Below are 25,488 nucleotides of genomic sequence, written 5' to 3' on the forward strand. Positions count from 1 at the left end.
CGGAGATGACGAATCGGCCGCGGGGGCCGATCCGACCCGGATCAGTTGTTCGTGAAGCCGACCAGCAGGCCGCCGGTGACCCGGACGCTGAGGTTGTAGAGCACGGCGACGACGGCGCCGAGCACGGTGCCGACCACGACGTTCAGCACGGCCACGACGATCGAGAACAGCATGACCTGCCCGACGTTGAAGCTGTCCTGGATGGTGAAGTTCTGGTCGCCCAGGATGTCGCGCAGCACCTGGTCGAGGTCGTTGAAGATGCCCGTCTGGTTGAGGATCAGCCAGATCAGGAACGTCGCCACGACGGTGACGATCCCGAGCGCCACGGCGATCAGGAACGACAGCTTCACGACGGACCAGAAGTCGATGTAGACGAGCTTCAGGCGCACCTGCTTGGTGCCGGACGGGCGCGCGGTCTTGCGCTGAAGCTTCTCGGCGACGCTACTCATTGGTCGGTTCCTCTCCGGTGCTGCTGTCGTCGGCCGTGTCCGCGGGCGCCTCCGTGACGGGCTCGACGGCGTCGATCACGTCTCCGGGGCTGACTGCGGGCACGGCGTCGTTGTCGCCGACGGCGTCGATGACGGCCTCGTCGGACGGTGCCACGAGGTTGCGCTCGGTGTTGCGCGCCAGTGCGATGATGCGGTCGTCGGCGGCGAACCGCGCGAAGACGACACCCATGGTGTCACGTCCCTTCGCCGGTACCTCGGCCACGGCAGAACGTACCACCTTGCCGCTCGAGAGCACGACGAGCACCTCGTCGTCGTCGCCGACGATCAGGGCGCCGGCCAGGTCGCCCCGGGCCTCGGCGAGCTTGGCGACCTTGATGCCGAGTCCGCCGCGGTTCTGCACGCGGTACTGGTCGGCACCGGTGCGCTTGGCGTAGCCGCCCTCGGTGACGACGAAGACGTAGCCCGTGTCGTCGGCCACGGAGGCGGACAGCAGCGTGTCGCCCTCGCGGAAGGTCATGCCCTTCACGCCGGACGTGGAGCGGCCCATCGGGCGCAGCGAGTCGTTGGTGGCCGTGAAGCGCAGCGACATGCCGTGGCGCGAGACGAGCAGCAGGTCGTCGCTCTCGTCGACGAGCAGCGCCGAGACGAGCTCGTCGTCGTCGCGGAGGTTGATGGCGATGATGCCGCCGGTGCGGTTCGTGTCGTACTCGGTCAGGGCCGTCTTCTTGATCAGGCCGTCGCGGGTCGCGAGCACGAGGTACTGGGCGACCTCGTAGTCGCGGATGTCGAGCACCTGCGAGATCGACTCGTCCGGCTGCATGGCGAGGAGGTTCGCGACGTGCTGTCCCTTGGCGTCGCGTCCCGCCTCCTGCAGCTCGTAGGTCTTGGCCCGGTAGACGCGTCCCTTGTCGGTGAGGAAGAGCAGCCAGTGGTGCGTCGTCGTGACGAAGAAGTGGTCGACGACGTCGTCGGCCCGCAGCTGCGCGCCGCGGACGCCCTTGCCGCCGCGGTGCTGGCTGCGGTAGTTGTCGCTGCGGGTGCGCTTCACGTAGCCTCCGCGGGTGATGGTGACGACCATCTCCTCTTCCGGGATCAGGTCCTCGACGCTCATGTCGCCGTCGAAGCCGAGCATGATCTCGGTGCGCCGGTCGTCGCCGAACTTGTCCGTGATCTCGCGCAGCTCGTCGCTGACGATCGTGCGCTGGCGCTCGGGCTTGGCGAGGATGTCCTTGTAGTCGGCGATCTCGCGCTCGAGCTTGTCCGCGTCGTCCTGGATCTTCTGGCGCTCGAGGGCGGCCAGGCGGCGCAGCTGGAGGTTGAGGATCGCGGAGGCCTGGACCTCGTCGACGTCGAGCAGGTCCATCAGGCCGGCGCGCGCCTCCTCGACCGTGGGCGAGCGGCGGATGAGGGCGATGACCTCGTCGAGCGCGTCGAGCGCCTTGAGGTAGCCGCGGAGGATGTGCGCGTCCGCCTCGGCCTTGCGCAGGCGGAACTGGGTGCGCCGGACGATGACGTCGATCTGGTGCGCCACCCAGGCCGAGATGAAGCCGTCGAGCGCGAGGGTGCGCGGCACGCCGTCGACGATGGCCAGCATGTTGGCGCCGAAGTTCTCCTGGAGGGAGGTGTGCTTGTACAGGTTGTTGAGGACGACCTTCGCGACGGCGTCGCGCTTCAGGACGATGACGAGGCGCTGGCCGGTCCGGCCCGAGGTCTCGTCGCGGATGTCGGCGATGCCGCCGATGCGGCCGTCCTTGACGAGCTCGGCGATCTTGATCGCGAGGTTGTCGGGGTTGACCTGGTAGGGGAGCTCGGTGACGACGAGGCAGGTGCGGCCCTGGATCTCCTCGACGTTGACGACGGCACGCATCGTGATCGAGCCGCGACCAGTGCGGTAGGCGTCCTGGATGCCGCGGACGCCCAGGATCTGCGCGCCGGTGGGGAAGTCCGGCCCCTTGATGCGCTCCATCAGCGCCTCGAGCAGTTCTTCGCGGGAGGCCTCGGGGTGGGCGAGCGACCACTGCGCGCCCTCGGCGACCTCGCGGAGGTTGTGCGGCGGGATGTTCGTCGCCATGCCGACGGCGATGCCGACCGAGCCGTTGACGAGGAGGTTCGGGAAGCGTGCCGGCAGGATGGCCGGCTCCTGGGTGCGGCCGTCGTAGTTGTCCTGGAAGTCGACGGTGTCCTCGTCGATGTCGCGGACCATCTCGAGGGCGAGCGGCGCCATCTTCGTCTCGGTGTACCGGGGGGCGGCGGCGCCGTCGTTGCCGGGTGAGCCGAAGTTGCCCTGGCCGAGCGCGAGCGGGTAGCGGAGGCTCCACGGCTGGACGAGCCGGACGAGCGCGTCGTAGATGGCCGTGTCGCCGTGGGGGTGGAACTGGCCCATCACGTCGCCGACGACGCGCGAGCACTTCGAGAACGCGCGGTCGGGGCGGTAGCCGCCGTCGTACATCGCGTAGATCACGCGACGGTGGACGGGCTTGAGGCCGTCGCGCACCTCGGGCAGCGCACGGCCGACGATGACGCTCATCGCGTAGTCGAGGTACGAGCGCTGCATCTCGAGCTGCAGGTCGACCTGCTCGATGCTGTCGCGCTTGATCGCCGCGGGGAACGCGGTGGTGCCCTCGGCGTCGGTGCCCTCGGGGGTGTCGTTCGGCTCGTCGGCCATGATTCTCCGTCTGTCGTGGTCTGCCCCGGTGTCCTCCGCGGGGCGCGGGCGTGCTCCGGCTCAGCCGGCGCACGCGTCAGATGTCGAGGAAGCGGACGTCTTTCGCGTTCTGCTGGATGAAGTTGCGTCGCGACTCGACGTTCTCGCCCATGAGCGTGTCGAAGATCGTGTCGGCCGCCGCGGCGTCCTCCAGGGTCACCTGCAGCAGGGTGCGCGTGTCGGGGTCCATGGTGGTCTCCCACAGCTCCTTGTAGTCCATCTCGCCGAGGCCCTTGTAGCGCTGGATCGCGTTCTCCTTGGGGATGCGCTTGCCGGCGGCCTTGCCCGAGACGAGGACCGCGTCGCGCTCGGCGTCGCTGTACACGTACTCGTGCGCGGCGTTGCTCCACTTGAGCTTGTAGAGCGGCGGCTGCGCGAGGTAGACGTAGCCGAGGTCGATCAGGGGGCGCATGTACCGGAACAGCAGCGTCAGCAGCAGGGTCGTGATGTGCTGGCCGTCGACGTCGGCGTCGGCCATCAGCACGATCTTGTGGTACCTGGCCTTGTCGGGGTCGAAGTCCTCGCCGATGTCGGCGCCGAACGCCTTGATCATCGCCTGGACCTCGTTGTTGCCGAGCGCGCGGTCGAGCCGCGCCTTCTCGACGTTGAGGATCTTGCCGCGGAGGGGCAGGATCGCCTGCGTCTCGGGGTTGCGGCCCTGGACGGCCGATCCGCCGGCCGAGTCGCCCTCGACGATGAAGATCTCGCTGCGCGAGGGATCCTTGCTCTGGCAGTCCTTGAGCTTGCCGGGCATGCCGTTCGACTCGAGCACTCCCTTGCGCCGCGTCTGCTCGCGCGCCTTGCGGGCCGCCATGCGCGCCTGCCCGGCCAGGATGCCCTTGCGGACGATCTCGGCGGCCTGCTTGGGGTTGCGGTCGAACCAGTCGGTGATCTGGTCGAAGGTGACCTTCTGCACGAACGACTTCGCCTCGGTGTTGCCGAGCTTGGTCTTGGTCTGGCCCTCGAACTGCGGCTCGCCGAGCTTGATCGAGATGACGGCCGTCAGGCCCTCGCGGACGTCGTCGCCCGTGAGGTTGTCGTCCTTCTCCTTGAGCAGGTTCTTCTCGCGCGCGTACCGGTTGATGAGCGTCGTGAGCGCCGCCCGGAAGCCCTCTTCGTGGGTGCCGCCCTCGTGGGTGTTGATCGTGTTGGCGTAGGTGTGGACGCTCTCCTGGTACGAGGTGTTCCACTGCATGGCGACCTCGAGCGAGATCTTCTTCTCGGTGTCCTCCTGCTCGAAGGCGAGGATGTCGTCGTGCACCGTCTCGACCTTCTTGACCGCGTTCAGGTACTGGACGTAGTCGACCAGGCCCTTCTCGTAGTGGAAGACGTCGTGACGGGGCTCGGCGTCGTCGGGCTGCGGGCGCTCGTCGCTGAGCTCGATGCGAAGGCCCTTGTTGAGGAACGCCATCTGCTGGAACCGGGTGCGGAGCGTCTCGTAGTCGAACTCGACCGTCTCGAAGATCTCGGCGTTGGGCCAGAACGTGATCGTCGTGCCGGTGGTGTCGTCCTCCTCGCCCTTGGCGAGCGGCGCGACGGGGACGCCGTCGGTGAAGCTCTGGCGGTAGACGTTCCCCTGTCGGCGGACCTCGACGTCGAGCTCGCTCGAGAGCGCGTTCACGACCGAGCTGCCGACGCCGTGCAGGCCGCCGGAGACCGCGTAGCCGCCGCCGCCGAACTTGCCGCCGGCGTGCAGCACCGTGAGGACGACCTCGACGGTCGACCGGCCCTCGACGGGGTGCACGTCGACGGGGATGCCACGGCCGTTGTCGACGACGCGGACGCCGCCGTCTTCTCGCATGGTGATCTCGATGTGGTCGCACCAGCCGGCCAGGGCCTCGTCGACCGAGTTGTCGACGATCTCGTAGACCAGGTGGTGCAGACCGCGCGGGCCCGTCGAGCCGATGTACATGCCCGGTCGCTTGCGCACCGCCTCGAGACCCTCGAGCACCTGGATCGCGCTGGCGCCGTAGGAGTCGTCGGGCTGGGCGTCGGCGGGGTTCGGTGTCATGTTCGCGGGGGCTCCTGGCGTCTGGGACGAGGGTCGTCGCCCGGCCGCGACCTCGCTGAGGACGGCTCGCGGACGACCTTGTGAGTCTACCGCAGGCCTGTCCCCCACGGGGCTGATTCCGCCCTCAGAGGGATTTTCCCGAGCCGGGTGGACGATTCACCCTCCCTAGCCGTAGGTATCGCGAGGGCCGCGCCCTGGGACCGATCTGGGGCCGCGTTTCCAGGACGGGGCGTTGGGTGCCAGGAAACGCACCGACTGGATGCCGGCGTCGGGGTAGCGCTGGACGATGGTCGTCGTCACCGTGCCGCGCATCAGGCGGAGCTGCGTCGCCCAGGCCGTCGAGTCGCACTGCACGGTCAGGGTGCCGTCGTCGATGGACACCGGGTGGGAGTGCGCGGACAGCTCGTCGCCGACCATGTCGGGCCAGGCCGCCATGAGGTCGGACTGCGCCAGGGGCGACTTCCAGCCCAGCTCGGACGTGACGCTGGCGAGCACGTCGGCGATCCCGCGGGGCTCGCGTCCCGTGCCGAAGGGCTGGCTCGGCGAGCCGAGCTTGATGGCCTTCCGCCGCCGGCCGTCTCGCGAGCGGCCGTTCGGGTCGCCGAAGACGCGGCGGAACCTCAGGTAGACGCGCTGCGCCTCGTCGTCCGGCAGCGGCTCGGGGGGCGCAGGAGGCGGCGGTCCCGTCGTCGAGGAGGGCGCGTCCTCCGCGGCGCGCGCGGTCGGGTCCTCGTCGTCGGCGTTCACGACGGGTCCGGGGTCGCGCCCGCGGTGTCGGTGGGTGCTGCCGGGTCCGCGGTCACGGCCGTGCCCGTGACGCCTGCCGTGTCGGGCTCCTCGACGATGGTGCCCGCGGAGATGCGCACGGTGTGCGCGGCGAGCCGGTCGGGCACGTCCTCCTCGACCGCTGCGGTGATGAGCACCTGCTCGTAGTCGGCGACGGCGTCGGCCAGCCGCTCGCGGCGGGACCCGTCCAGCTCGGCGAACACGTCGTCGAGCACGATGACGGGGTCGCCCGTGGTCGCCTCGGCGCGGACGACCGCCGCCGACGCGAGCTTCAGGGCCAGGGCGAACGACCAGGACTCGCCGTGGCTCGCATAGCCGCGGGCGGGCAGGCCGTTGAGCGAGAGGAAGAGGTCGTCGCGGTGCGGCCCGACCAGGGTGAGGCCCCGGTCGAGCTCGCTGGGCCGGACCCGGGCGAGTGCCTCGCGGAACACGTCGGCGACCTCGGCCGGCGCCACCTGCTCGGTGGGCGCCTCTGGCGCCGGGGCGTCGTCGTCGACCGTCGCGCCCCGGATGCTCAGGACGGTCGAGAGCCGTGCCGCGTGGTCCTCGCCCGCGACGGCGGCGTACGAACGAGCCACCTCGGGGGCGAGATCGGCGACGAGCCTCTCGCGTGCGACGACGATCTCCGTGCCCAGCGCCACGAGGCGCTCGTCCCAGATGTCGAGGGTGCCGAGCTGACCCGCCTTGACGCCGGAGGCGCGGGCCGACTTGAGGAGCGTGTTCCGCTGGCGGAGCACACGGTCGTAGTCCGCCTGGACCCCGGCGAACCGGGGCGCCCGGGTCACGAGCAGCTCGTCGAGGAACCGGCGCCGGCCCGACGGCTCGCCCCGGACGAGCGCGAGGTCCTCGGGAGCGAACAAGACGCTGGTGAAGTAGCGCGGCAGCTCGCGGGGCTTGATCGCGCTGCGGTTGACCTGGGCACGGTTGGCCCCGGTGCGGTTGATCTGCACCTCGGCGAGGAGCTCGCGCCCCTCGGACTCGAGGCGCGCGCGGACGATCGCCGAGTCGGTGCCCTGTCGGATCATCGCGGCGTCGGACGAGACGCGGTGCGACCCGAGGGTCGCGAGGTAGCCGAGCGACTCGACCAGGTTGGTCTTGCCCTGGCCGTTGCGGCCGACGAAGAGGTTGGGCCCGCGCGCGAGTGCGACTTCGGCGGAAGCGTAGTTCCGGAAGTCGGTCAGGCTCAGATGGAGTACTCGCACGCGGGCCGGAGGCGACTAGGCCTTCTTGACCGCGTGGCCGCCGAACTGGTTGCGCAGGGCGGCGACGGCCTTCATGGTGGGCGAGCCCTCGCCCTGGCGCGACACGAAGCGCGCGAAGATCGACGCGCTCAGGGCCGGCATCGGCACGGCGTGGGCGATGCCCTCCTCGAGCGTCCAGCGACCCTCGCCGCTGTCCTCGACGTAGCCCGAGAGCGCGTCGAGCTTGGGGTCCGCGTCGAGCGCGAGGACCATGAGCTCGAGCAGCCAGGAACGGACGACCGTGCCGCGCTGCCATGCCTTGAACACCGCGGGGACGTCCTCGACGAGGCCCTTGGCCTCGAGGAGCTCGTAGCCCTCGCCGTAGGCCTGCATGATCGCGTACTCGATGCCGTTGTGGACCATCTTCGCGTAGTGGCCCGCGCCGACGGGGCCGGCGTGGCTGAAGCCCTCCTCGCGAGGGCCCTCGGGGCGGAGCGCGTCGAAGACCGGCATCGCGCGCTCGACGTCGGCGGTGTCGCCGCCGACCATCAGGCCGTAGCCGTTCTCGAGGCCCCACACGCCGCCGGAGACGCCGGCGTCCATGTAGCGGATGCCCTTGGCGTCGAGGAGGGTCGCGTGGACCTCGTCGTCGAGCCACTTCGAGTTGCCGCCGTCGATGACGAGGTCGCCCGGCTCGAGGACCTCGCCGAGGTCCTTGATGACGGCGTCGGTGATCTGGCCGTGGGGGACCATCACCCAGACGAGACGAGGCGACGGGAGCGCCTGGGCGAGGGCGCCCAGGTCGGCGACGTCGGAGACCGCCGGGTTGGCGTCGTAGCCGGTCACCTCGATGCCTGCGTTGCGCAGGCGAGCGCGCATGTTGTTGCCCATTTTGCCGAGACCGACGAGGCCGATGTGCATGAGGATCCTTCGTTCTGTGGAGGCGTCGATCGTGGCGCCTCCGTCGTGTCGCGCTGTCAGCGCAGGAGGAGGTTGGGCTGCAGCAGGTAGCGGTAGCTGTCAGCGCCCGCCTGGTCCTTGGAGGACTGACTGGTGATCAGCACAGGACCGGGCTTGTTCGGGTTCTCCGTCTTCGTGAAGGAGATCCGCACGAACTCGGAGTGGACGGCTCCGAGGCCGTCGAGGAGGAACTGGGGCTTCAACGAGACCACCGTGTCCTCTCCCGTCAACAACGCGTCGATCGACTCTGATGCCTGCGCTTGTTCGCTGCCGACCGCCTCGAGGGTGAGGCCGTCGATCGTGAACGTGAACCTGAGGGCCGCCTCGCGCTCGAGCACGAGCGAGACACGGCGGATGGACTCGACGAGCTCGGCGGTGTTGATCACCGCGAAGTTCTCGACGGTCTCGGGGAAGAGCCGCTTGACCGGGGGGAAGTTGCCCTTGATCAGCAACGACGTCACGGTCTTGTCGCCGGCCTGGAACGCGATCAGCTCGCGGTCGTCGCTGCCGGTGATCGACACGGAGACGGTGCTGGCGCTGCCGAAGGTCTTGCCGACCTCCTGCAGGGTGCGGGCCGGGACGAGCGCCGTGGTCGTCTCGGTGCTCGCGGCGGTGCCGGGGTCGAACTCGATCCCCCGGACGGCCACCCGGTAGCGGTCGGTTGCCACGAGCGACAGCGCGTTCTCGGTGACCTCGAGCTGCACGCCCGTGATGACCGGCGTCACGTCGTCGCGGGAGGCGGCGACGGCGACCTGGGAGATGGCCAGCGAGAAGGCGTCCCCGGGGACGACGCCCGAGCGCTCCCCGACCGTGGGCAGCGTCGGGTACTCCTCGACGGGCATGCTCAGCAGCGAGAAGTTGGCGGAGCCGCAGCTCACGGCGATGCGGTTCTCGTCGGTCGAGAACGTCACGGGTGCGTTGGGCAGGCGGTTCGCGATGTCGGCGAGGAGCCGCCCCGAGACGAGGATCGTGCCGGGCTCGTCGACCTCGGCCGCGATGCTCGTCTGGGCCGAGACCTCGTAGTCGAAGGACGAGAGCGTGAGGCCGTCGACGTCCGCCTCGATCAGCACGCCGCTGAGGATCGGCAGCGTCGTCCGCTGCGGGAGGAGCTTCACGGCGAAGGAGACGGCATCGCTGAAGACGTCGCGGTTGACCTGGAACTTCACGCGGGGACCCCTGTTCGACTTCTCGCTCGTGGATGGCCCGCCAATACTGCCACAGCGAGGAGGCGGGCGGTCCCTGCCCCGAGGACCGCCGCCGGCTGTCCACAAGGTTGTCTCTCCAACAATTTCTTGTAATCAGGATTAACAGTCTTAACCGTTGTGCACAGTGTGGATAACCTGTTTAAAACCCCGAGGCCAGAGGGAACTACACGATTGTGACTTGTGCACGGAGTGTGGACTCGACGGGGTGATCGGTCGACGTCCTGCCCGTCCGCCGAGGGCGGTTCCCACAGGCCCGAGCGATCCGTGAACACCTGAGCTGTAGTTGTCCACGTCTTTCCACAAGTTATCCACACTGTGGGATCGATGGCTGTCCTCAGGTGCTGCAGGCCGCCTCCTGCGGGCTCGTGGACGCACGAACGGGCGCCGACCCGAGGTCGACGCCCGTCCGGGGCACGCGGCGAGGAGGCGCAGGCACAGCGCCTCGACTCGCCTACTTGTAGCGGGTGTCCTGCTTGATGCGGCTCGTCAGCTCGGTCACCTGGTTGTAGATCGAGCGGCGTTCCTTCATGAGCTCGCTGATCTTCTTGTTCGCGTACATGACCGTGGTGTGGTCGCGGTTGCCGAAGAGCTGGCCGATCTTGGGGAGGGACAGGCTGGTGAGCTCGCGGCAGAGGTACATCGCGATCTGTCGAGCCGTGGCGATCGCCTGCGAGCGGGACGACCCGTAGAGGTCGTCGACCGAGAGCTTGAAGTAGTCGGCGGTGTGGTTGATGATGTCGACCGGCGCGACGATGTTGTCCTCGTCGAGGGTGATCAGGTCCTTCAGGACGGTCTGCACGAGCGCCATGTCGACCGCGGTGCGGTTCAGGCTGGCGAACGCCGTCACCCGGATGAGCGTGCCCTCGAGCTCGCGGATGTTGCTCGACACCTTCGTGGCGATGAACTCGAGCACCTCGTCGCGGACCTGCAGCTTCTCGCTCTGCGCCTTCTTGCGGAGGATCGCGATGCGGGTCTCGAGGTCGGGCGCCTGCACGTCGGTGATCAGGCCCCACTCGAAGCGCGAGCGCATGCGGTCCTCGAAGCCCGTCAGGTGCTTGGGCGGCAGGTCGCTCGTGATCACGAGCTGCTTGTCGTGGTCGTGCAGGGTGTTGAAGGTGTGGAAGAAGGCCTCCTGGGTCGAGTCCTTGCCCTGCAGGAACTGGATGTCGTCGATCAGGAGGATGTCGATCTCGCGGTATCGCTGCTGGAACAGGTTCGACCGGTTGTTGGCGATCGAGTTGATGAAGTCGTTCGTGAACTCCTCGCTGCTCACGTAGCGGACCCGGATGCCCGGGTACATCGTCTCGGCGTAGTGGCCGATGGCGTGGAGGAGGTGCGTCTTGCCCAGCCCGGACGAGCCGTAGATGAAGAGGGGGTTGTACGCCTTGGCCGGCGCCTCGGCGACGGCCACCGCCGCGGCGTGGGCGAACCGGTTCGAGGCGCCGATGACGAAGTTGTCGAAGCTGTACTTGGGGTTCAGCCGCGAGTCGTTGCGCTTGCCGGTCGACGGCGACTCGACCGGGGCCGGCACGAACGGGGCCTCGATGTAGTGGGCCGGCTCCGACTCCTCGGGCTGCTGGGTGAGGGTGTCGGGCGTGATGTCGGGGTTGACGGTGATGGCGAAGCTCGCGACCGAGGTGTCGCCGAGCGCGGCGATGGACTCGAGCAGCGGGGTGCGGATGCGCTGCTCGAGCATGCCGCGGGTCAGGTCGTTGGGCACCTCGAGGTAGAGGGTGCCGCCCAGCACGCCCTTGGGCTCGACCAGGCTGATGAAGCCGTGCAGCTGAGGAGTGATGCGATCGTCGGTCGTCAGGGTCGCGAGCACGGATCGCCAGAGGTCCTGGACCGGATCGACGGTGTTCGCCACGGGGCTCTTCCTACCTACTTATGCACAGGTTTCTCCACTGGCCGACGAGCGACGTCAGAGCCAGGAACACTGCTACTTCCCCAGAACTACGCGGATGCGGAGCGGGAGGTGCCCACTTTAGTTCGTCGGGCCGCACCCTCCGCAACCGAGGTTGTCAACAGTGTGGAGAACTCCGGGGAGGGCTGTCGTTTGACCACAGGACAGAAGCCGCGTACTTTTAATCAGTTGAATCCCAGCCGACTCGGCTGACGAAGACTTCTCGGATCACGGCACCAGGCCAGGTCCGCATCCCCCTGGAGAGAACACCATGAGCAAGAGAACGTTCCAGCCGAACAACCGCCGCCGCGCCAAGAAGCACGGTTTCCGTGCCCGCATGCGCACCCGTGCCGGCCGCGCCATCCTGGCGCACCGCCGCGGCAAGGGCCGCACCGAGCTCTCCGCGTAGCAGCCTCCGTGTTGGCCCGGGCCAACCGGATCGTCCGCGCAGACGACTACCGCAACACAGTGCGCCGTGGCCGCAAGTCGGGCACGGCGCACTCGGTCGTCTACGTGCGTCGTCGAGACGACGACCTGGTCCGGTTCGGCTTCATCGTGGCCAAGACGGTCGGCAACGCCGTGGCGCGCAACACCGTCCGTCGTCGGCTCAAGCACGTCTGCCACGACATCCTCCCGGGGGTGCCCCCGGGCACCGACGTTGTCGTCCGGGCACTGCCAGGCAGCCTCGACGTTCCGTGGTCTACCCTGCTCAGGGACATCTCGGGGGTCGTCGACAAGGTCGTGGGACAGTGAAGCAAGCGGTGCAGTTCGTGACGTTGCTGCCGCGCAACGTGTGCGTCGTGCTGCTCCGCGCCTACCGGGCCGTCGTCTCTCCCCTCTACGGCGAGGTCTGCCGGTACCACCCGTCCTGCTCGCGGTACGCGCTCGAGGCCATCCAGCAGCACGGCGTCGTGCGGGGCTCGGCGATGGGCGCGTGGCGGATCGGACGCTGCAACCCCTGGGCTGCCGGCGGCATCGACGACGTGACCCCGCCCCGGCGACAGAAGTACACCACCACGGCCTTCGGCTTCGTGGTCCCTCGATCCGACGTGGTCGCGCCCGCCCCGAGCGGCGTGCCCCGTCTCATCGTCCAGAGCCACGGAAAGGGCTGACCCGAACACCATGGACTTCATCGGAACCATCCTCTGGCCCCTCAGGTGGGTCGTCGAGGCGATCCTCGTGGGCTTCCACAACGTGCTCACCGCGCTCGGCATGGACACGGCCGCCGGCAGCACCTGGGTCCTGTCGATCGTCGGCCTCGTGCTCGTCGTCCGAGCTGCCCTCATCCCGATCTTCGTCCGCCAGATCAAGAGCCAGCGACGCATGATGGAGATCGCGCCCCGGCTCAAGAAGATCCAGGACAAGTACAAGGGCAAGCGCGACCAGTTCAGCCGCGAGGCGATGTCGCGCGAGACCATGGCGCTCTACAAGGACACGGGCACGAACCCGCTCAGTTCCTGCCTGCCGCTCCTGATCCAGATGCCGATCTTCTTCAGCCTCTACACGGTGCTGCACAACGCCCAGCAGGACAAGGTCGGCATCGGCCTCCTCAGCCAGGCGCTCTCCACCTCGTTCGGCGAGTCGTCGCTCTTCGGCGCCCCTCTCAAGGAGACCTTCCTCGGCGCCACGACCTGGGAGGTCCGGCTGATGGCCGGCATCATGGTCGTCGTCATGACCGCGTCGCAGTTCATCACGCAGCTGCAGATCGTCTCGAAGAACATGTCGCCCGAGACCAAGGCGAGCCCGATGTTCAAGCAGCAGCGGATGCTGCTCTACTTCCTCCCCCTCGTGTTCGTCTTCTCGGGCCTCTCGTTCCCCCTCGGTGTCATGTTCTACTGGCTGACCTCGAACATCTGGACGATGGCGCAGCAGTTCATCGTCATCCGGAACATGCCCACCCCGGGCAGCGAGGCGGCCCTGGCCCGCGAGGAACGTCTCGCGAAGAAGGCCCAGCGCAAGGGCCTCGGGCTCGGTGACATCACCGTCACCGAGATCGAGTCCGCCCCCGCCGTGCCGAAGGCGACGCAGCGCGTGCAGCCGGTCGGCAAGAACCGCGCCAAGAAGCAGAACGGCGCCAAGAAGTAGCGCCGTGCTCCCCCGGCCTCGTGCGGGGGGAGCACGTCCGGCAGCCGATGCCGGCGACGTGTGACCGATCTACCCGGAAGAGGCGACGAGCATGACCGACAACGACACTGCCGACATCGACACCACCGGCGCCGACCTCCCCGTGGGCACCGCGGCGGCAGCCGAGGAGGCGACGGTCACCGACGACCGGCAGCGCACCTCCGGCGCTGCCGACTCGGTCGACGGGGCCGACGCCGCGTCCGTCATCGACGAGGGCGAGATCGCCGCCGACTACATCGAGGAGCTCCTCGACATCTGCGACTTCGACGGCGACATCGACATCGAGGTCCGCGGCGGCCGGTCGTACATCTCGGTCGACGCCTCCGGCGAGGGGTCCCTGCGGGCACTGTCGAAGCCCGACACGGTCACGGCCCTCCAGGAGCTGACCCGCATCGCGGTGCAGACCAAGACGGGCGAGTTCTCGCGTCTCATCCTCGACATCGGCGGATCGCGCCAGACCCGCGAGGCCGAGCTCGGGGCCATGGTCGACCGGGCCGTCGAGCGTCTCGAGGAGGGCGCCGAGGCGGCGTCCCTGCCGCCCATGTCGTCGTACGAGCGCAAGCTGGTGCACGACATCGTCGCCGCCCGCGGCTTCGTCTCGGAGTCCGAGGGCGAAGGCCGCGACCGTCACACCGTCATCAAGCGCGGCTGACCCGATCGTGAGCACCGACCAGGCGGGCCTCCTGGAGGCCGAGCCCGCCGTCGCGCGGGAGATCTTCGGCGACCGCCTCGAGGTCGTCCGACAGTTCACCGCCGACCTCGCACAGCACGGCGAGGAGCTCGGGTTGATCGGGCCCCTCGAGCTCCCCCGCCTCTGGACACGTCACGTGGTCAACTCGGGGCTGGTGGCTCCGCTCCTCCGACCGGGTGCGCGGGTGGGCGACATCGGCTCCGGCGCCGGCCTGCCCGGCCTGGTGCTGGCAGCCGCGCGCCCGGACACGACGCTCTTGCTCATCGAGCCGATGGAGCGACGGACGGACTGGCTCTCCGCCGAGGCCGAGCGCCTCGGCCTGACCAACGTCGAGGTGGTCCGTGCCCGCGCGGAGGACGTCGAGCTCGACACGTGGCTCGACCAGGCGACCGCGCGCGCCGTGTCGGCGTTGTCCAAGCTGATCCCGTTGACGGCTCGACTCGTGCGGACCGGCGGCGAGCTGATCCTGATGAAGGGCGTTCGTGTCGACCAGGAGGTCGAAGCGGCACGCAAGGTCATCGCCAGGACGCACCTGGTGGACGTCGAGGTGCTCGAGCTCGGCGTCGGGGTCGTCGACCCCGCGGAGACGACCCGGGTGTTCCGGGCCACGCTCGACTGACGAGCGCCGAGGAGGCGCCGGTCGGCTCCACAGGAAGCGATCTGAGCGCCGCGGGTGATCCACCGTCTGGCACGTCGCCGTTCAGCGTCCGAGATCGGCCTAGCCGTCGATCGAGTTGTATGTGACCGTTGATCAGGGTATTTGCTGGAGCGCACTGAGATGTCGCTGATCTTGGCGTTCTCAGGTCCCGAGCGCGACAGCTCGTCCGGGATGCTTCCTCGTGGGGCCGTGACGCGCCGCCGGCGACTTGCTCGACGTGCCTGCGACACAGTTATGCACATGTTGGCGAGCCTGTGCACAAACATGCCTGGCGCTCGTCCTGCGCATCCCGCGCCGTCACTCGCCTCTCGTTTCACGTGAAACGCGAACACGATGGGAAGGGCTCCGATGCCTGTCTGCACGACCCGGCGAGATAGAGTGGAGGCTCGGCTCAGCAGTGATGATCATCGTCGATCGTGACCACGCGCGAGGCCGTTTCACGTGAAACACAGCGATGCGGAGATCCCCCGGTGAGTTCATCCACGGAGTACGACGACAGCACTCCCCTGGCGCGCGAGCTCGCTGATCTCCGCCGCAGGCGCGAGGCACTGTCGAGGGACCCGCTCCCCGCGCCGACCAAGACCCGCATCTTGACCGTCTCGAACCAGAAGGGCGGGGTGGGCAAGACGACGACGACGGTCAACCTGGCCGCCGCCCTCGCCCGGAGCGGCGCTCGCGTCCTCGTGATCGACCTCGACCCGCAGGGGAACGCCTCGACCGCACTAGGAGTGGAGCACCGTGCGGACACGCCCAGTGTCTACGACGTGATCGTCAACGAGGGCGACATCTCGGACGTCGTGCAGCAGAGTCCCGAGTTCCCCGACCTGTACTGCGTGCCGGCGACCATCCACCTGGCGGGTGCGGAGATCGAGCTCGTGTCGCTCGTGGCTCGCGAGCAGAGGCTCCGTACCCAACTCGACGCTTACCTGTCGGCCACGGAGGCGGCAGGCGAGCGGTTCGACTACGTGTTCATCGACTGCCCGCCGTCGCTCGGCCTGCTCACCATCAACGCCTTCGTCGCGGCCGGAGAGGTGCTGATACCGATCCAGTGCGAGTACTACGCCCTCGAGGGGCTCAGCCAGCTGCTCCGCAACATCCAGTTGATCGAGAAGCACCTCAACCCGACGCTGCAGGTGTCGAGCATCCTGTTGACCATGTACGACGGGCGCACGAACCTGGCGAGACAGGTCGTCGCAGACGTGCGCGAGCACTTCCCGGCCGAGGCACTCGACACTCTCATCCCCCGATCCGTCCGCATCAGCGAGGCGCCCGGGTACGGACAGACGGTCATCAGCTACGACACGAACTCACCCGGCTCGATCTCGTACCTCGAGGCCGCAGCAGAACTAGCACGACGAGGAGCACCCCAGTAGTGGCAACCAAGAGAACGGGCCTCGGGCGCGGCATCGGCGCCCTCATCCCCGTGGCAGAAGAAGGCCAGGACAGGCCCGTCGACGTCTTCTTCCCGACAGGACAGCAGACGGCAGACGAGCTGGTGGCGGTGCCGGGGGCACGGCTCGCCAACATCAACCCGCTCGATGTCGTCCCCAATGGGCAGCAGCCCCGTGCGGAGTTCCGCGAGGAGGAGCTGGCGGAGCTGGTCACCAGCATCCGGGAGGTGGGTGTCCTCCAGCCCATCGTGGTGCGGCCCCTCCCCCGTGACGCGTCTGCGAAGGGTGCCGCCGCCGCCCCGCAGTACGAGCTCGTCATGGGTGAGAGACGGCTGCGGGCCACGAAGCAGCTGGGCCTGGCTACGATCCCCGCGATCGTCAAGGAGACCGCCGACGAGTCGATGCTCCGCGACGCCTTGCTCGAGAACCTGCACCGGGCGGAGCTGAACCCGCTCGAAGAAGCCTCGGCCTATCAGCAACTCCTCGCAGATTTCGGCATCACGCAGGAGGAACTGTCGAGCCGCATCGGCCGCAGCCGGCCACAGATCTCGAACACCCTCCGCCTGCTCCGGCTCCCTGCGAGCGTGCAGCGACGCGTCGCTTCCGGTGTGCTCTCGGCGGGCCACGCCCGGGCGATCTTGTCCACCGGTGATTCACTCTTGATGGAGCGTCTCGCGGACAAGATCGTCAACGAGGACCTGTCGGTGCGTGCCGCTGAGGCCGCAGCCGCAGGTACGAGCCTCAAGCCCCGTACCACTCGGGCTGCGGTGGGCCGCCATCAGGCTCATCTCGACGAAGTCGCGGAGAACCTCGGGGATCGGCTCGAGACCAAGGTGAAGGTCAAGATGGGTGCCAGGAAGGGCTCGATCGCCATCGACTTCGCATCGATGCAGGACCTCAACCGGATCCTTGCTGCCCTGGGGCAGGATCCCTTCTCCCAGTAGGTCTGGTGCTCTGGCTGACCGGGTCATGGTCTGTTCCACGTGAAACGCCCGTCTTCTCGTCCGAGGAGGCGGGCGTTTCGCTGTGCTCGACGTCCAGTTCGGCTCATTCCCGCCCGTTCCACGTGAAACGGGTCCTTCGTGTCAGGAGGGAGGCTTGCGGTATGGGCAGCCGTAACCCAGCCTCGCCCCGTGTGCGTGCGGTCGCCATGTCGTAGGGGCGAGGTAGGCAGGCTTCTAGTAGTGCACGATCCCTCGACCGATTGTCAGCATGCCCCTCGCAGGGAGCGGTTGCGGCGCCATCAGGGTAGGCAGGATGGCAGTCCTTGATCTCTTAGGCCGGTCGGATTCGCATGTTCCACGTGAAACGCCCGCCTTCTTCTTGGAGAAAGCGGGAGTTCCACGTGAAACGGTGTCACGCGTGGTCGAGGACTGCCTTCTCGGCGAGAGCGGCGTAGACCAGGCCGAGCTCGAAGCCGGCGGCGTCGAGTGCCATGGGGACCAGGGAGGTCTCGGTCAGGCCGGGCAGCACGTTCACCTCGAGGAACCACGGGGTGCCCGCGGCGTCGACGATCAGGTCGACCCGGGAGAGGTGGCGGAGGCCGAGCGCCCGGTGGACGGTAACCGCGGTCTGGGCCGCCGCCTCCTGCGCTCGGTCGTCGAGGCGGGCCGGCGTGAAGAACGTGGTCTCGCCGGCGTTGTACCGGGCCTCGAAGCCGTAGACACCGTTGCGGGGGACGATCTCGACGGCCGGCAGGGCGGACGGGCCGTCGCCCGTGTCGATGACGCCTACCGCGATCTCGGTGCCGGTGATCTTCTGCTCGACGATCACGTCGTCGCAGTACGTGTAGGCGTCCACCATCGCGCGGGGCAGCTGATCAGCGGATTCGACGACGGTCACGCCCTGGGCCGAGCCTCCCCGCGCCGGCTTCACGACGACCGGGACGGGGTGCTCCTCCGAGATGGCGGCGAGCACGCCCGCTGCGCCGAGCTCGCGGAAGGCGTCGTGCGAGAGCGTGATGCCGCGGGGCGTCCGGACCCCCGCGCGATGGGCGAGCTCCTTGGCCGTGGGCTTGTCCCAGGCGAGCCGAGCCGCCGCCGAGCTGCTGCCGACGAAGGGGATGTCCAGCGCCTCGAGCAAGCCGCGCAGGGCGCCGTCCTCGCCGCTGGCACCGTGCAGCGCCGGCCAGACGACGTCGGGTCGAGTGGTGGTGAGGTGCTCGAGCAGAGATGCATCGGGATCGCGCAGGTCGACCTCGATGCCGTTGGCGACCAGGCTGTCGACCACGCGCCTCCCCGACCTCAGCGAGACGTCCCGTTCGTGGGAGATGCCCCCGGCCAGCACGGTGACCTTCTTGACGGCGCTCTGAGTCATCGGGGCTCTCTCTCGTGAGTCTGCCACGCGATCGTCCCGTGGCGGCATTTCGGGTTAAGTGCTGATCAGTTGGTGTTCGGCGGCGGTGTCGACACGCCGGTGCGCATCGTCAGGGGCGAGCCGAGCCGGGCGCCGGAGAACGTCGCGAGCAGGTCGAGCTCGCCGTTGACGACGGTCGCGAGCCGGGCGATTCCGGTCCGGATCGACTCGGGCGTCGGGTAGCAGAACGACAGACGGATGTTCTGGCGCCCGCCGCCGTCGGCGAAGAACGCCGTGCCGGGTGTGTACGCGACCAGCTCCTTCACGGCACGGGGCAGCATCGCCTTCGAGTCGAGCTCGTCGGGCAGGGTGACCCAGACGAAGAAGCCGCCGTCGGGCACGGTCCAGCTGAGTGACGGGAGGTACTCCCCCAGCGCTGAGATCATGGCGTCCCGACGCTCGCGGTAGAGGCCGCGGAACGACTCGATCTGACCGCGCCAGTCGGCCTGGTCGAGGTACTCGGTGATGACGAACTGGCCGAACGAGTTGGGCGAGAGCGTCGCGGACTCGTTGGCGAGGATGAGCTTCTCGCGGATGGCGTGCGGGGCGAGGGCCCAGCCGACGCGGAAGCCGGGAGCGAGCGTCTTGGAGAACGAGCCGAGGTAGATGACGCCCTCGTCGTCGACCGAGCGCATCGCCCGGGGGGCCGGCTGGTCGAAGTACAGGAGGCCGTACGGGTTGTCCTCGAGGACGAGGATCCCGGCGTCGCGACAGATCTCGAGGATCTCGAGCCGGCGGGCCCAGGTCAGGGTCACGCCGGCCGGGTTGTGGAAGTTGGGGATCGTGTAGAGGAACTTGATCGTGCGGCCCTCGGACCTGACCCGCGCGATCGTCTCTCGCAGCGCCTCCGGCACGAGGCCCTCGGCGTCGGTCGCGACGTGCGAGACGTCGGCCTGGTAGGCCTTGAAGACGCCCAGGGCGCCCACGTAGCTGGGCGACTCGGCCAGCACGACGTCGCCCGGGTTGACGAACAGCCGGGTCACCAGGTCGAGGGCCTGCTGGGAGCCGGTGGTCACGACGACGTCGTCGGCGCTGCCCCGGATGCCCTCCATCGCCATGATCTGCATGATGTGCTCGCGGATGGCCGGCGTGCCCTGCCCGGAGCCGTACTGCAGGGCCATGGCCCCGCCGTTCTGCGACATCACCCGGTCGATCGCCCCCGTCACGAGCTCGCGCGGCAGGGCGGAGACGAAGGGCATGCCGCCGGCCAGGGAGACGACCTCGGGTCGGCTGGCGACGGCGAAGAGGGCTCGGACCTCGGAGGCGCTCAGGCCGGCCGTGCGGTCGGCGTAGGAGTCGTACCACGGGTCGAGGTTGGTGCCCTTGTCGGTCATGTGCGTCCCTGTCGGTCAGAGGTGGTGCGGTTCAGGATATGCCCGGAGCGGCCCGGAGACGGCGAGAGCCCGCCCAGCGGGTGCTGGGCGGGCTCTCGGGCGGTGCGTCGACGGGAGGTCGACCTACGCGAGGAACTCCGCCAGGTCGGCCTCGAGGGCCGGCTTGGGCTTGGCGCCGATGACGGTCTTGACGACCTGGCCGCCCTTGTAGACCTTCATCGCCGGGATCGACGTGATCTGGTACTGCATGGCGGTCTGCGGGTTGTCGTCGACGTTGAGCTTGACGATCTCGATCTTGTCGGCGTTCTCGGCCGCGATCTGGTCGAGGATCGGCGAGACCGCGCGGCACGGGCCGCACCACTCGGCCCAGAAGTCGACCAGGATCGTCTTGTCGGACTTGAGGACGTCGGCCTCGAAGGAGGCGTCGGTGACTGCCTTGGCGCTGCTCATGGTGGTTCCTTTCGTCAGGGGGTTCGTGTGTTCGTGCGTGCGGGCCGACGTCGCCGACCTGCGGTCGCAGGTCAGGCGGAGACGGGCTCCGGGGCGACCGACTCGGCGGTGTCGATGCCCTCGGCGGCGCCCTCGGTGTGCTCGGCCAGGAAGGTCTGGTCGAGGCTGGCGAGGAAGTGCTCGGCGTCGAGTGCGGCGACGACCCCGGAGCCGGCCGCGGTGGCCGCCTGGCGGTAGGTGTCGTCGACGACGTCGCCCGCCGCGAAGACGCCGCGGAGGTTGGTCTTCGAGCTGCGGCCCTCGACGGCGATGGTGCCGCCCGTGGTGAGGTCGACCTGGCCGTGGACCAGGTGCACGCGGGGGTCGTTGCCGATGGCGATGAAGAGCCCGTCGAGGTCGAGGTCGCTCGTGGTGCCGTCGACCGTGTCGGTCAGCTGCACGCCCGTGGCCTTCTCGTCGCCGAGGATCGCCGTGACCTGCTTGTTGAACAGGAACTCGATCTTGTCGTTGCCCTGCGCGCGGTCCTGCATGATCTTCGAGGCGCGCAGCGTCTCGGAGCGGTGGATGACGTAGACCTTCGAGGCGAAGCGCGTCAGGAACGTCGCCTCCTCCATGGCCGAGTCGCCGCCTCCCACGACCGCGATCTCCTTCTGCTTGAAGAAGAAGCCGTCGCAGGTGGCGCACCAGCTGACGCCGCGGCCGCTCAGTCGTTCTTCGTCGGGCAGGCCGAGCTTGCGGTACGCGCTGCCGGTCGCGAAGATCACGGTCAGGGCCTCCTCGACGGTGCCGCTGCCGAGCGTGACCTTCTTGACGTCGCCCGTCAGGTCGACGCTGGTGACGTCGTCGAGCAGCACCTCGGCGCCGAACTTCTCGGCCTGCTCCTGGAGCTTGAACATGAGCTCGGGACCCTGGATGCCGTCGGGGAACCCGGGGAAGTTCTCGACCTCGGTGGTCTTCATGAGCTCGCCGCCCGCCTCGACCGAGCTCGCCACGATCAGCGGCTCGAGACCGGCGCGCGCCGCGTAGATGCCCGCCGTGTAGCCGGCGGGTCCGGAGCCGATGATGATGATCTGGCGCATGGCACCTTCCTCAGTGACGTTCGTGGATGACGGGAGAGGGACTGCGGGCCGTCTGCCCGTCTCGCCCTCGCTCGACCGTCTGGTGCAACACATCCTAGGGTCGGCGCATTCCGTCGGCCCGGGGCTCGCAGACGGCGCCCAGCGACCGCCCGGCGAGCCGCTCGGCGGCTGCGGAGCCGACCGGGTCAGCCACCGGCTCGGCAACCGCGTTACCGACCGCGTCAGCGACGAAGGAGGCGCGCGGCCAGCGGGCGCACCCGGCGGACCACCGGGGCGGTCAGGTCGGTCAGCTCGGGCAGGCGGATCAGTGCCAGGAGCCCGAGGTACACGGCGGCCATGACGAGCCCGGCGACGACGACGGTGAGGATGCCGGCGATGCGGCCCGAGTGCGCGAAGCCGTCGGGGGTGAAACCGCCCAGCCCGGTCACGACGACGAGCCCGACGGCCCCGGCGACCAGGGAGAAGAAGGCGAACTGCAGGTAGCGGCGCAGCACCCAGCGACCGTCGATGCCGCCCAGCCTGCGCTTCACGAGCACGAGGGCGACGATCGTCTGGGCCGAGCCGGCGACCGAGGTCGTGATCGCGATGGCCACGGCGATGAGCTCGTCCGGCACGACCGCCGACGAGACCAGCGTGCCGACGACGAAGATGCCCGACTGGACGATCTGCATGAAGAACGGCGTGCGCTGGTCGTGCAGGGCGAAGAAGACGCGCTGCACGACGAACAGGACGCTGAAGAGCACGAGCCCGGGCATGAAGCCGAGGATGACCTGCGCCATCTGGCTCGCCCCGGTGAAGGTGCTCTCGAAGAAGCTCGCGAACGGGTAGGCGACGACGCACATGGCGACCGCCGCGAAGACCATGAACATGCCGATGGTGCGGAGCGACTGCGAGAGGTCGGTGCGCACCGCGCGCAGGTCGCCGCGGGAGGCGTGCCCGCTCATGCGCGTGAAGTAGGCGGTCGCGATCGAGACGGCGACGATGCCGTGGGGCAGCATGAAGAGCAGCCACGAGTTGGCGAGCACGGCGTTCGAGGCGCCGGTGCCGCTGCCCTCGGAGGCGACGCGGCTCTGCACGAGACCGGCGAGCTGGGTCACGAGGACCATGCCGAAGAGCCAGCCGGCGGCCTTGCCGGTCGCCCCGAGGCCGACGCCGCGCCAGCGGAAGTCGGGACGGAACGACAGCCCCGCCCGTCGCCAGAAGAGCAGCAGGAAGCCCGCCTGCGCCAGGACGCCGAGGCTCGCCGTGCCGGCGAGCACGGTGATGCGGCCGGGGGTCCAGACGTCGACGACCGAGTTCTCGGCCGAGCCGCCGAAGAGCACCATGAAGACGACCAGGCCGGCGATGGCGACGACGTTGTTGACGACCGGGGCCCAGGTGAACGGCCCGAAGACCTGGCGGGCGTTGAGCACCTCGCTGAGCAGCGAGTACATCGCGTAGAAGAAGATCTGCGGCAGGCACCAGTAGGCGAACGCCGTGGCGAGGGCGATCGCGTCAGACGTGTAACCACCTTGACCGGTCGACCCCGCCTGCTGGGCGTAGAGCCGCACGAGCAGGGGCGCGAGCAGCGTGCCGACCAGGCCGACCGCAGCGAAGACGATGGTGCCGAGCGTCACGATCTTGTTGATGAAGCGCTGGCCGCCGTCGTCGTCCTGGGTGGCGGCACGCACGATCTGCGGCACGAGCACCGCGCTCAGCAGACCGCCTGCGATGAGCGCGTAGATGTTGTTCGGCAGCTGGTTCGCGAGGGCGAACGAGTCGGCGGCGCGGCTGGCCGACTGGCCGATCGCCGCGGCCAGCACGGCCGTCTTGACGAAGCCGAGCACCCGGGACACCATCGTGCCCGAGGCGAGCAGCACGCTCGCGCGGCCGAGGCCCGCCTGCTGAGCGCTCACGAGCTGACACCTGTCTCGGTGGTGTCAGGTCGGACACCGGTGTCGGTGGTGTCGCTGCCGACGGCACCGGCGCCTCCGTCGGAGGTCCGTGTCGTGGCCTCCTCGCGAGCGAGCCGCCGCTTGCGGAACGTCCGGTAGATCCCGCCGCCGAACAGCACCAGGAACCCGACGGCGAACACCCAGGTGATCGCGGTCTCCCAGCCGGCCTGCACTGAGATGGAGACGGTGGACGGCGTCGAGATGGCGACCCCGGCCGCGCTGACGAGGCTGAGCGACACGTCGACGGTCCCGTTGGCGACGGACTGCACCGGGACGCGGACACGGGCCTGCGAGTCGGACGCGACGGTCACCTCGATGCGGTTCTGCTCGACCGACAGCAACGAGTTCGAGGGCTGCACCATCAGGTAGACGGTGGCTGCCGACGAGGTCGAGTTCTGCACGTAGAGGGGCAGGGAGGTGCGGTCGCCGAGGATGGAGAGGTCGCTGCCCTGCACGATCGAGACGAGGCCCGACGTGGCGACGGACTCGGCGTCGGCCGCCGCGACCTCGGCGGCGAGGCCGTCGGGGTTGTCTCGCCAGGCGTGCGAGGCGAGGGCGAGCGTCCGGAGGCGCGCGGGGCCCGTGACGGCCTGGGGCTGGGCGAGGGCCGTGGAGAAGTCGGAGACGCGGCGGTCGGCCGTCGCGAGCGTGCGCAGCAGGGCGGCCCGCGCGTCGTCCTCGGGCTCGTCGAGGACGGTGGCGGTCGACGGGACGCTGGCCACCGCCTCCTGCAGGGTGCTGGCAGCCGACCACGGGAGGTCGCGCAGCGCTGCGAGCGTCCGCGTCAGGTAGGCGCTGTCGGGCGACCAGCCGCGCCCGAGCGTGGCGAGGAGCGTGCGGGCGTCGCTCGGACGCTCGCGGGCGACGGTGGCGACGCTGGCGGAGAGCTCGGCCATCGCCGTCGCCCAGGCTGCGTCGTCGGAGGCGCCGGCCGCGTCCGAGAGCAGCGTCGAGAGCGTGTCGTCCGAGACGAGCCCCGCGGTGGCCCCGAGCTGCGTCGCCGCGTTCTCGGTCGCCCCGGTCGAGACCTCGACGTTCGAGCTGGACACGATGGTCGAGGTGTACCCGCTCGCGGCCAGGACGTCGAGGTCGGCGGCGACGACCGTGTCGGCCTCGGGCCACGCGACGCCGGTGGTCGACCAGGGCCAGCTCAGCAGCGACTCGGTGGTGGGCAGGGCCGGCGCGGCCGAGGGGTCGTCCGTCTGACCGGTGCCGCTGCCGTCGGTGCCGTCGCCGCCGTCGGCGGGCGGCTCGACGGCCGACGGCTCGGAGGTGCCGCTCGCCGACGGCTCGGGCGTGCCGCTCGGCGTCGCCTCGGCGAACAGCGTCGGGTCGATCAGGGAGTCGAACGAGACGGGCGTCGGGATCGTCGTCGCGCCTCCCTGGCTCAGGCCCGTGACGTCGGCGTCCGCGTACGCGAGCGGGAACATCTCGAGGCCCGACTGCTGCAGCTGGTCGAGCCAGTCGAGGGCCGAGGCCGGCGCCGACGTGCCCAGCAGCCGGACGGAGGCGATGATCATCGGGTCGACGGCCACGGCGGCCTGCGTGCCCTGCACCGCCCTCAGCTGGCGTGTGAGCGTGCCGTCGATCGAGGTGTACGCCGCGAGGGCGTTCGCGTCGAGCACGCCGTTCTCGGTCTCGGGTGTCGTGATCGGCACCGCGACGGCGAGCTTCGTCGCCTGGAAGCTCTCGGCCGGGAACCAGGCGACGCTGCTGCGCGCCTGGGCCAGCTGGGCGCCGTCCGCGTCGACGAGCCGGGCGCCGAGGGCGCGCGCACCCCAGCCGTAGCCGCCGAGCGCGACGGTCGCGGCCGGCACGGTCACGGAGCCGACGGTGCGCGACTGCCCCGACGGGACCTCGGGCACGTCGACCCGCGTCAGGGAGGTGCCGAGGTAGTCGCTCCCGCTCGTCGAGGCGGGCGAGAGCCAGCCGGCGAGCTTCGCGCGGGTGACGAAGGCCTGCCGGTCGAGGTAGATGCGGGCGACGGAGGCCGCCAGGTCGTCCTCGGTCGCGTTCGTGACGACGACGTCGAGCACGAGGTCGCGGTCCGGCACGAGCACGCCCGACTCGGCGGGCGCCAACGAGAGCGTGACGGCGTCGTCGGGGGCACTCGACGCGGCGGCGGCCGCGCGGGCGGGCGACGCGCCCGACGACCCGAGGCCGAGCCCGACGACCACGACGAACACCGCCGTCAGCGCGGCGAGCAGGGCGTGGAGTCGTCTCATAGGCAGGGTGCGGCCGGCGCGGGACGGCCGACGAGCATGCCGAGTCTA

General features: G+C 69.3%; 22 protein-coding genes. 8 read left to right on the top strand and 14 right to left on the bottom strand.

Features of this window, described 5'->3' with window-relative positions:
• Nucleotides 1-41: 41 nt before the first annotated feature.
• From RWM17_RS00830 to dnaA, 8 genes are all read right to left on the bottom strand, one after another.
• Nucleotides 42-449: a DUF3566 domain-containing protein gene (locus RWM17_RS00830; RefSeq protein ID WP_123547406.1), complete on the bottom strand. Its 408-nt coding sequence runs from the start codon at nucleotides 447-449 to the stop codon at nucleotides 42-44.
• On the bottom strand, nucleotides 442-3,114 hold the full coding sequence (gyrA, locus tag RWM17_RS00835) for a DNA gyrase subunit A (protein ID WP_194614170.1): 2,673 nt from the start codon (nucleotides 3,112-3,114) through the stop codon (nucleotides 442-444). Before gyrA ends, RWM17_RS00830 begins: the two co-directional genes overlap by 8 nt.
• A gap of 76 nt (nucleotides 3,115-3,190) precedes the next feature.
• The gene (gene gyrB / locus RWM17_RS00840; protein WP_123547404.1) at nucleotides 3,191-5,164 is read right to left on the bottom strand and encodes a DNA topoisomerase (ATP-hydrolyzing) subunit B; all 1,974 of its coding nucleotides are present in this window, start codon (nucleotides 5,162-5,164) and stop codon (nucleotides 3,191-3,193) included.
• 165 nt (nucleotides 5,165-5,329) lie between these two features.
• Entirely contained in the window at nucleotides 5,330-5,911 is a 582-nt protein-coding gene (locus tag RWM17_RS00845; protein WP_314100655.1) for a DciA family protein, read from the bottom strand.
• Nucleotides 5,908-7,152 carry a DNA replication/repair protein RecF gene (recF, locus tag RWM17_RS00850; RefSeq protein WP_314100656.1) on the bottom strand — a complete coding sequence of 415 codons (1,245 nt, stop codon included), beginning with the start codon at nucleotides 7,150-7,152 and terminating at the stop codon, nucleotides 5,908-5,910. Before recF ends, RWM17_RS00845 begins: the two co-directional genes overlap by 4 nt.
• A gap of 15 nt (nucleotides 7,153-7,167) precedes the next feature.
• Entirely contained in the window at nucleotides 7,168-8,052 is an 885-nt protein-coding gene (gnd, locus tag RWM17_RS00855; protein WP_314100657.1) for a phosphogluconate dehydrogenase (NAD(+)-dependent, decarboxylating), read from the bottom strand.
• A gap of 56 nt (nucleotides 8,053-8,108) precedes the next feature.
• The gene (gene dnaN / locus RWM17_RS00860) at nucleotides 8,109-9,257 is read right to left on the bottom strand and encodes a DNA polymerase III subunit beta (RefSeq protein WP_314100658.1); all 1,149 of its coding nucleotides are present in this window, start codon (nucleotides 9,255-9,257) and stop codon (nucleotides 8,109-8,111) included.
• Nucleotides 9,258-9,747: 490 nt separating this feature from the next.
• Nucleotides 9,748-11,163, bottom strand: coding sequence for a chromosomal replication initiator protein DnaA (dnaA, locus tag RWM17_RS00865; RefSeq protein ID WP_123547400.1), 1,416 nt, complete (start codon nucleotides 11,161-11,163; stop codon nucleotides 9,748-9,750).
• A 307-nt stretch (nucleotides 11,164-11,470) separates the two neighbouring features.
• Here dnaA and rpmH point away from each other — a divergent pair, with 307 nt between their 5' ends.
• The 8 genes from rpmH to RWM17_RS00905 all read left to right on the top strand — a co-directional run bounded on the left by rpmH (nucleotide 11,471) and on the right by RWM17_RS00905 (nucleotide 17,007).
• Nucleotides 11,471-11,608, top strand: a complete 138-nt coding sequence (gene rpmH / locus RWM17_RS00870) for a 50S ribosomal protein L34 (protein WP_123356527.1) — start codon at nucleotides 11,471-11,473, stop codon at nucleotides 11,606-11,608.
• An 8-nt stretch (nucleotides 11,609-11,616) separates the two neighbouring features.
• Entirely contained in the window at nucleotides 11,617-11,952 is a 336-nt protein-coding gene (gene rnpA / locus RWM17_RS00875) for a ribonuclease P protein component (RefSeq protein WP_123547399.1), read from the top strand.
• Nucleotides 11,949-12,311 (top strand): membrane protein insertion efficiency factor YidD, encoded by a 363-nt coding sequence (gene yidD, locus RWM17_RS00880; RefSeq protein ID WP_123547398.1) that lies wholly within the window; start codon nucleotides 11,949-11,951, stop codon nucleotides 12,309-12,311. The genes rnpA and yidD overlap by 4 nt, the downstream gene beginning before the upstream one ends.
• 10 nt (nucleotides 12,312-12,321) lie before the next feature.
• Nucleotides 12,322-13,284, top strand: a complete 963-nt coding sequence (yidC, locus tag RWM17_RS00885; protein ID WP_314100659.1) for a membrane protein insertase YidC — start codon at nucleotides 12,322-12,324, stop codon at nucleotides 13,282-13,284.
• 91 nt (nucleotides 13,285-13,375) lie between these two features.
• Complete coding sequence (locus RWM17_RS00890) at nucleotides 13,376-13,975, top strand: R3H domain-containing nucleic acid-binding protein (RefSeq protein WP_314100660.1); 600 nt, start codon at nucleotides 13,376-13,378, stop codon at nucleotides 13,973-13,975.
• A gap of 7 nt (nucleotides 13,976-13,982) precedes the next feature.
• The gene (gene rsmG, locus RWM17_RS00895) at nucleotides 13,983-14,633 is read left to right on the top strand and encodes a 16S rRNA (guanine(527)-N(7))-methyltransferase RsmG (RefSeq protein ID WP_314100661.1); all 651 of its coding nucleotides are present in this window, start codon (nucleotides 13,983-13,985) and stop codon (nucleotides 14,631-14,633) included.
• 509 nt (nucleotides 14,634-15,142) lie between these two features.
• Nucleotides 15,143-16,045 (top strand): ParA family protein, encoded by a 903-nt coding sequence (locus RWM17_RS00900; RefSeq protein ID WP_314100662.1) that lies wholly within the window; start codon nucleotides 15,143-15,145, stop codon nucleotides 16,043-16,045.
• On the top strand, nucleotides 16,045-17,007 hold the full coding sequence (locus RWM17_RS00905) for a ParB/RepB/Spo0J family partition protein (protein WP_314100663.1): 963 nt from the start codon (nucleotides 16,045-16,047) through the stop codon (nucleotides 17,005-17,007). Before RWM17_RS00900 ends, RWM17_RS00905 begins: the two co-directional genes overlap by 1 nt.
• A gap of 412 nt (nucleotides 17,008-17,419) precedes the next feature.
• Here RWM17_RS00905 and RWM17_RS00910 read toward each other — a convergent pair whose 3' ends face one another.
• The 6 genes from RWM17_RS00910 to RWM17_RS00935 form a co-directional block, all read right to left on the bottom strand.
• A complete protein-coding gene (locus tag RWM17_RS00910; protein WP_314100664.1) occupies nucleotides 17,420-18,379 on the bottom strand; it encodes a D-alanine--D-alanine ligase in 960 nt (319 codons plus the stop codon).
• A gap of 65 nt (nucleotides 18,380-18,444) precedes the next feature.
• On the bottom strand, nucleotides 18,445-19,752 hold the full coding sequence (locus tag RWM17_RS00915) for a PLP-dependent aminotransferase family protein (RefSeq protein WP_314100665.1): 1,308 nt from the start codon (nucleotides 19,750-19,752) through the stop codon (nucleotides 18,445-18,447).
• Between the two features lie 123 nt (nucleotides 19,753-19,875).
• Entirely contained in the window at nucleotides 19,876-20,202 is a 327-nt protein-coding gene (gene trxA, locus RWM17_RS00920; protein WP_123547390.1) for a thioredoxin, read from the bottom strand.
• 71 nt (nucleotides 20,203-20,273) lie between these two features.
• Nucleotides 20,274-21,281 carry a thioredoxin-disulfide reductase gene (gene trxB, locus RWM17_RS00925; protein ID WP_314100666.1) on the bottom strand — a complete coding sequence of 336 codons (1,008 nt, stop codon included), beginning with the start codon at nucleotides 21,279-21,281 and terminating at the stop codon, nucleotides 20,274-20,276.
• Nucleotides 21,282-21,502: 221 nt separating this feature from the next.
• Entirely contained in the window at nucleotides 21,503-23,176 is a 1,674-nt protein-coding gene (murJ, locus tag RWM17_RS00930) for a murein biosynthesis integral membrane protein MurJ (RefSeq protein WP_314100667.1), read from the bottom strand.
• Complete coding sequence (locus tag RWM17_RS00935; RefSeq protein WP_314100668.1) at nucleotides 23,173-25,440, bottom strand: DUF6049 family protein; 2,268 nt, start codon at nucleotides 25,438-25,440, stop codon at nucleotides 23,173-23,175. Before RWM17_RS00935 ends, murJ begins: the two co-directional genes overlap by 4 nt.
• Between the last annotated feature and the right edge of the window lie 48 nt (nucleotides 25,441-25,488).

This window comes from uncultured Frigoribacterium sp. (genome assembly GCF_963515265.1).
Classification (GTDB): Bacteria; Actinomycetota; Actinomycetes; order Actinomycetales; family Microbacteriaceae; genus Frigoribacterium.

Coding starts and splice junctions, on each gene's coding strand:
- RWM17_RS00830 (WP_123547406.1), bottom strand. CDS start 449: ATGAGTAGCGTCGCCGAGAAGCTTCAGCGCAAGACCGCGCGCCCGTCC.
- gyrA (WP_194614170.1), bottom strand. CDS start 3,114: ATGGCCGACGAGCCGAACGACACCCCCGAGGGCACCGACGCCGAGGGC.
- gyrB (WP_123547404.1), bottom strand. CDS start 5,164: ATGACACCGAACCCCGCCGACGCCCAGCCCGACGACTCCTACGGCGCC.
- gnd (WP_314100657.1), bottom strand. CDS start 8,052: ATGCACATCGGCCTCGTCGGTCTCGGCAAAATGGGCAACAACATGCGC.
- rpmH (WP_123356527.1), top strand. CDS start 11,471: ATGAGCAAGAGAACGTTCCAGCCGAACAACCGCCGCCGCGCCAAGAAG.
- yidC (WP_314100659.1), top strand. CDS start 12,322: ATGGACTTCATCGGAACCATCCTCTGGCCCCTCAGGTGGGTCGTCGAG.
- RWM17_RS00890 (WP_314100660.1), top strand. CDS start 13,376: ATGACCGACAACGACACTGCCGACATCGACACCACCGGCGCCGACCTC.
- RWM17_RS00910 (WP_314100664.1), bottom strand. CDS start 18,379: ATGACTCAGAGCGCCGTCAAGAAGGTCACCGTGCTGGCCGGGGGCATC.
- RWM17_RS00915 (WP_314100665.1), bottom strand. CDS start 19,752: ATGACCGACAAGGGCACCAACCTCGACCCGTGGTACGACTCCTACGCC.
- trxA (WP_123547390.1), bottom strand. CDS start 20,202: ATGAGCAGCGCCAAGGCAGTCACCGACGCCTCCTTCGAGGCCGACGTC.
- trxB (WP_314100666.1), bottom strand. CDS start 21,281: ATGCGCCAGATCATCATCATCGGCTCCGGACCCGCCGGCTACACGGCG.
- RWM17_RS00935 (WP_314100668.1), bottom strand. CDS start 25,440: ATGAGACGACTCCACGCCCTGCTCGCCGCGCTGACGGCGGTGTTCGTC.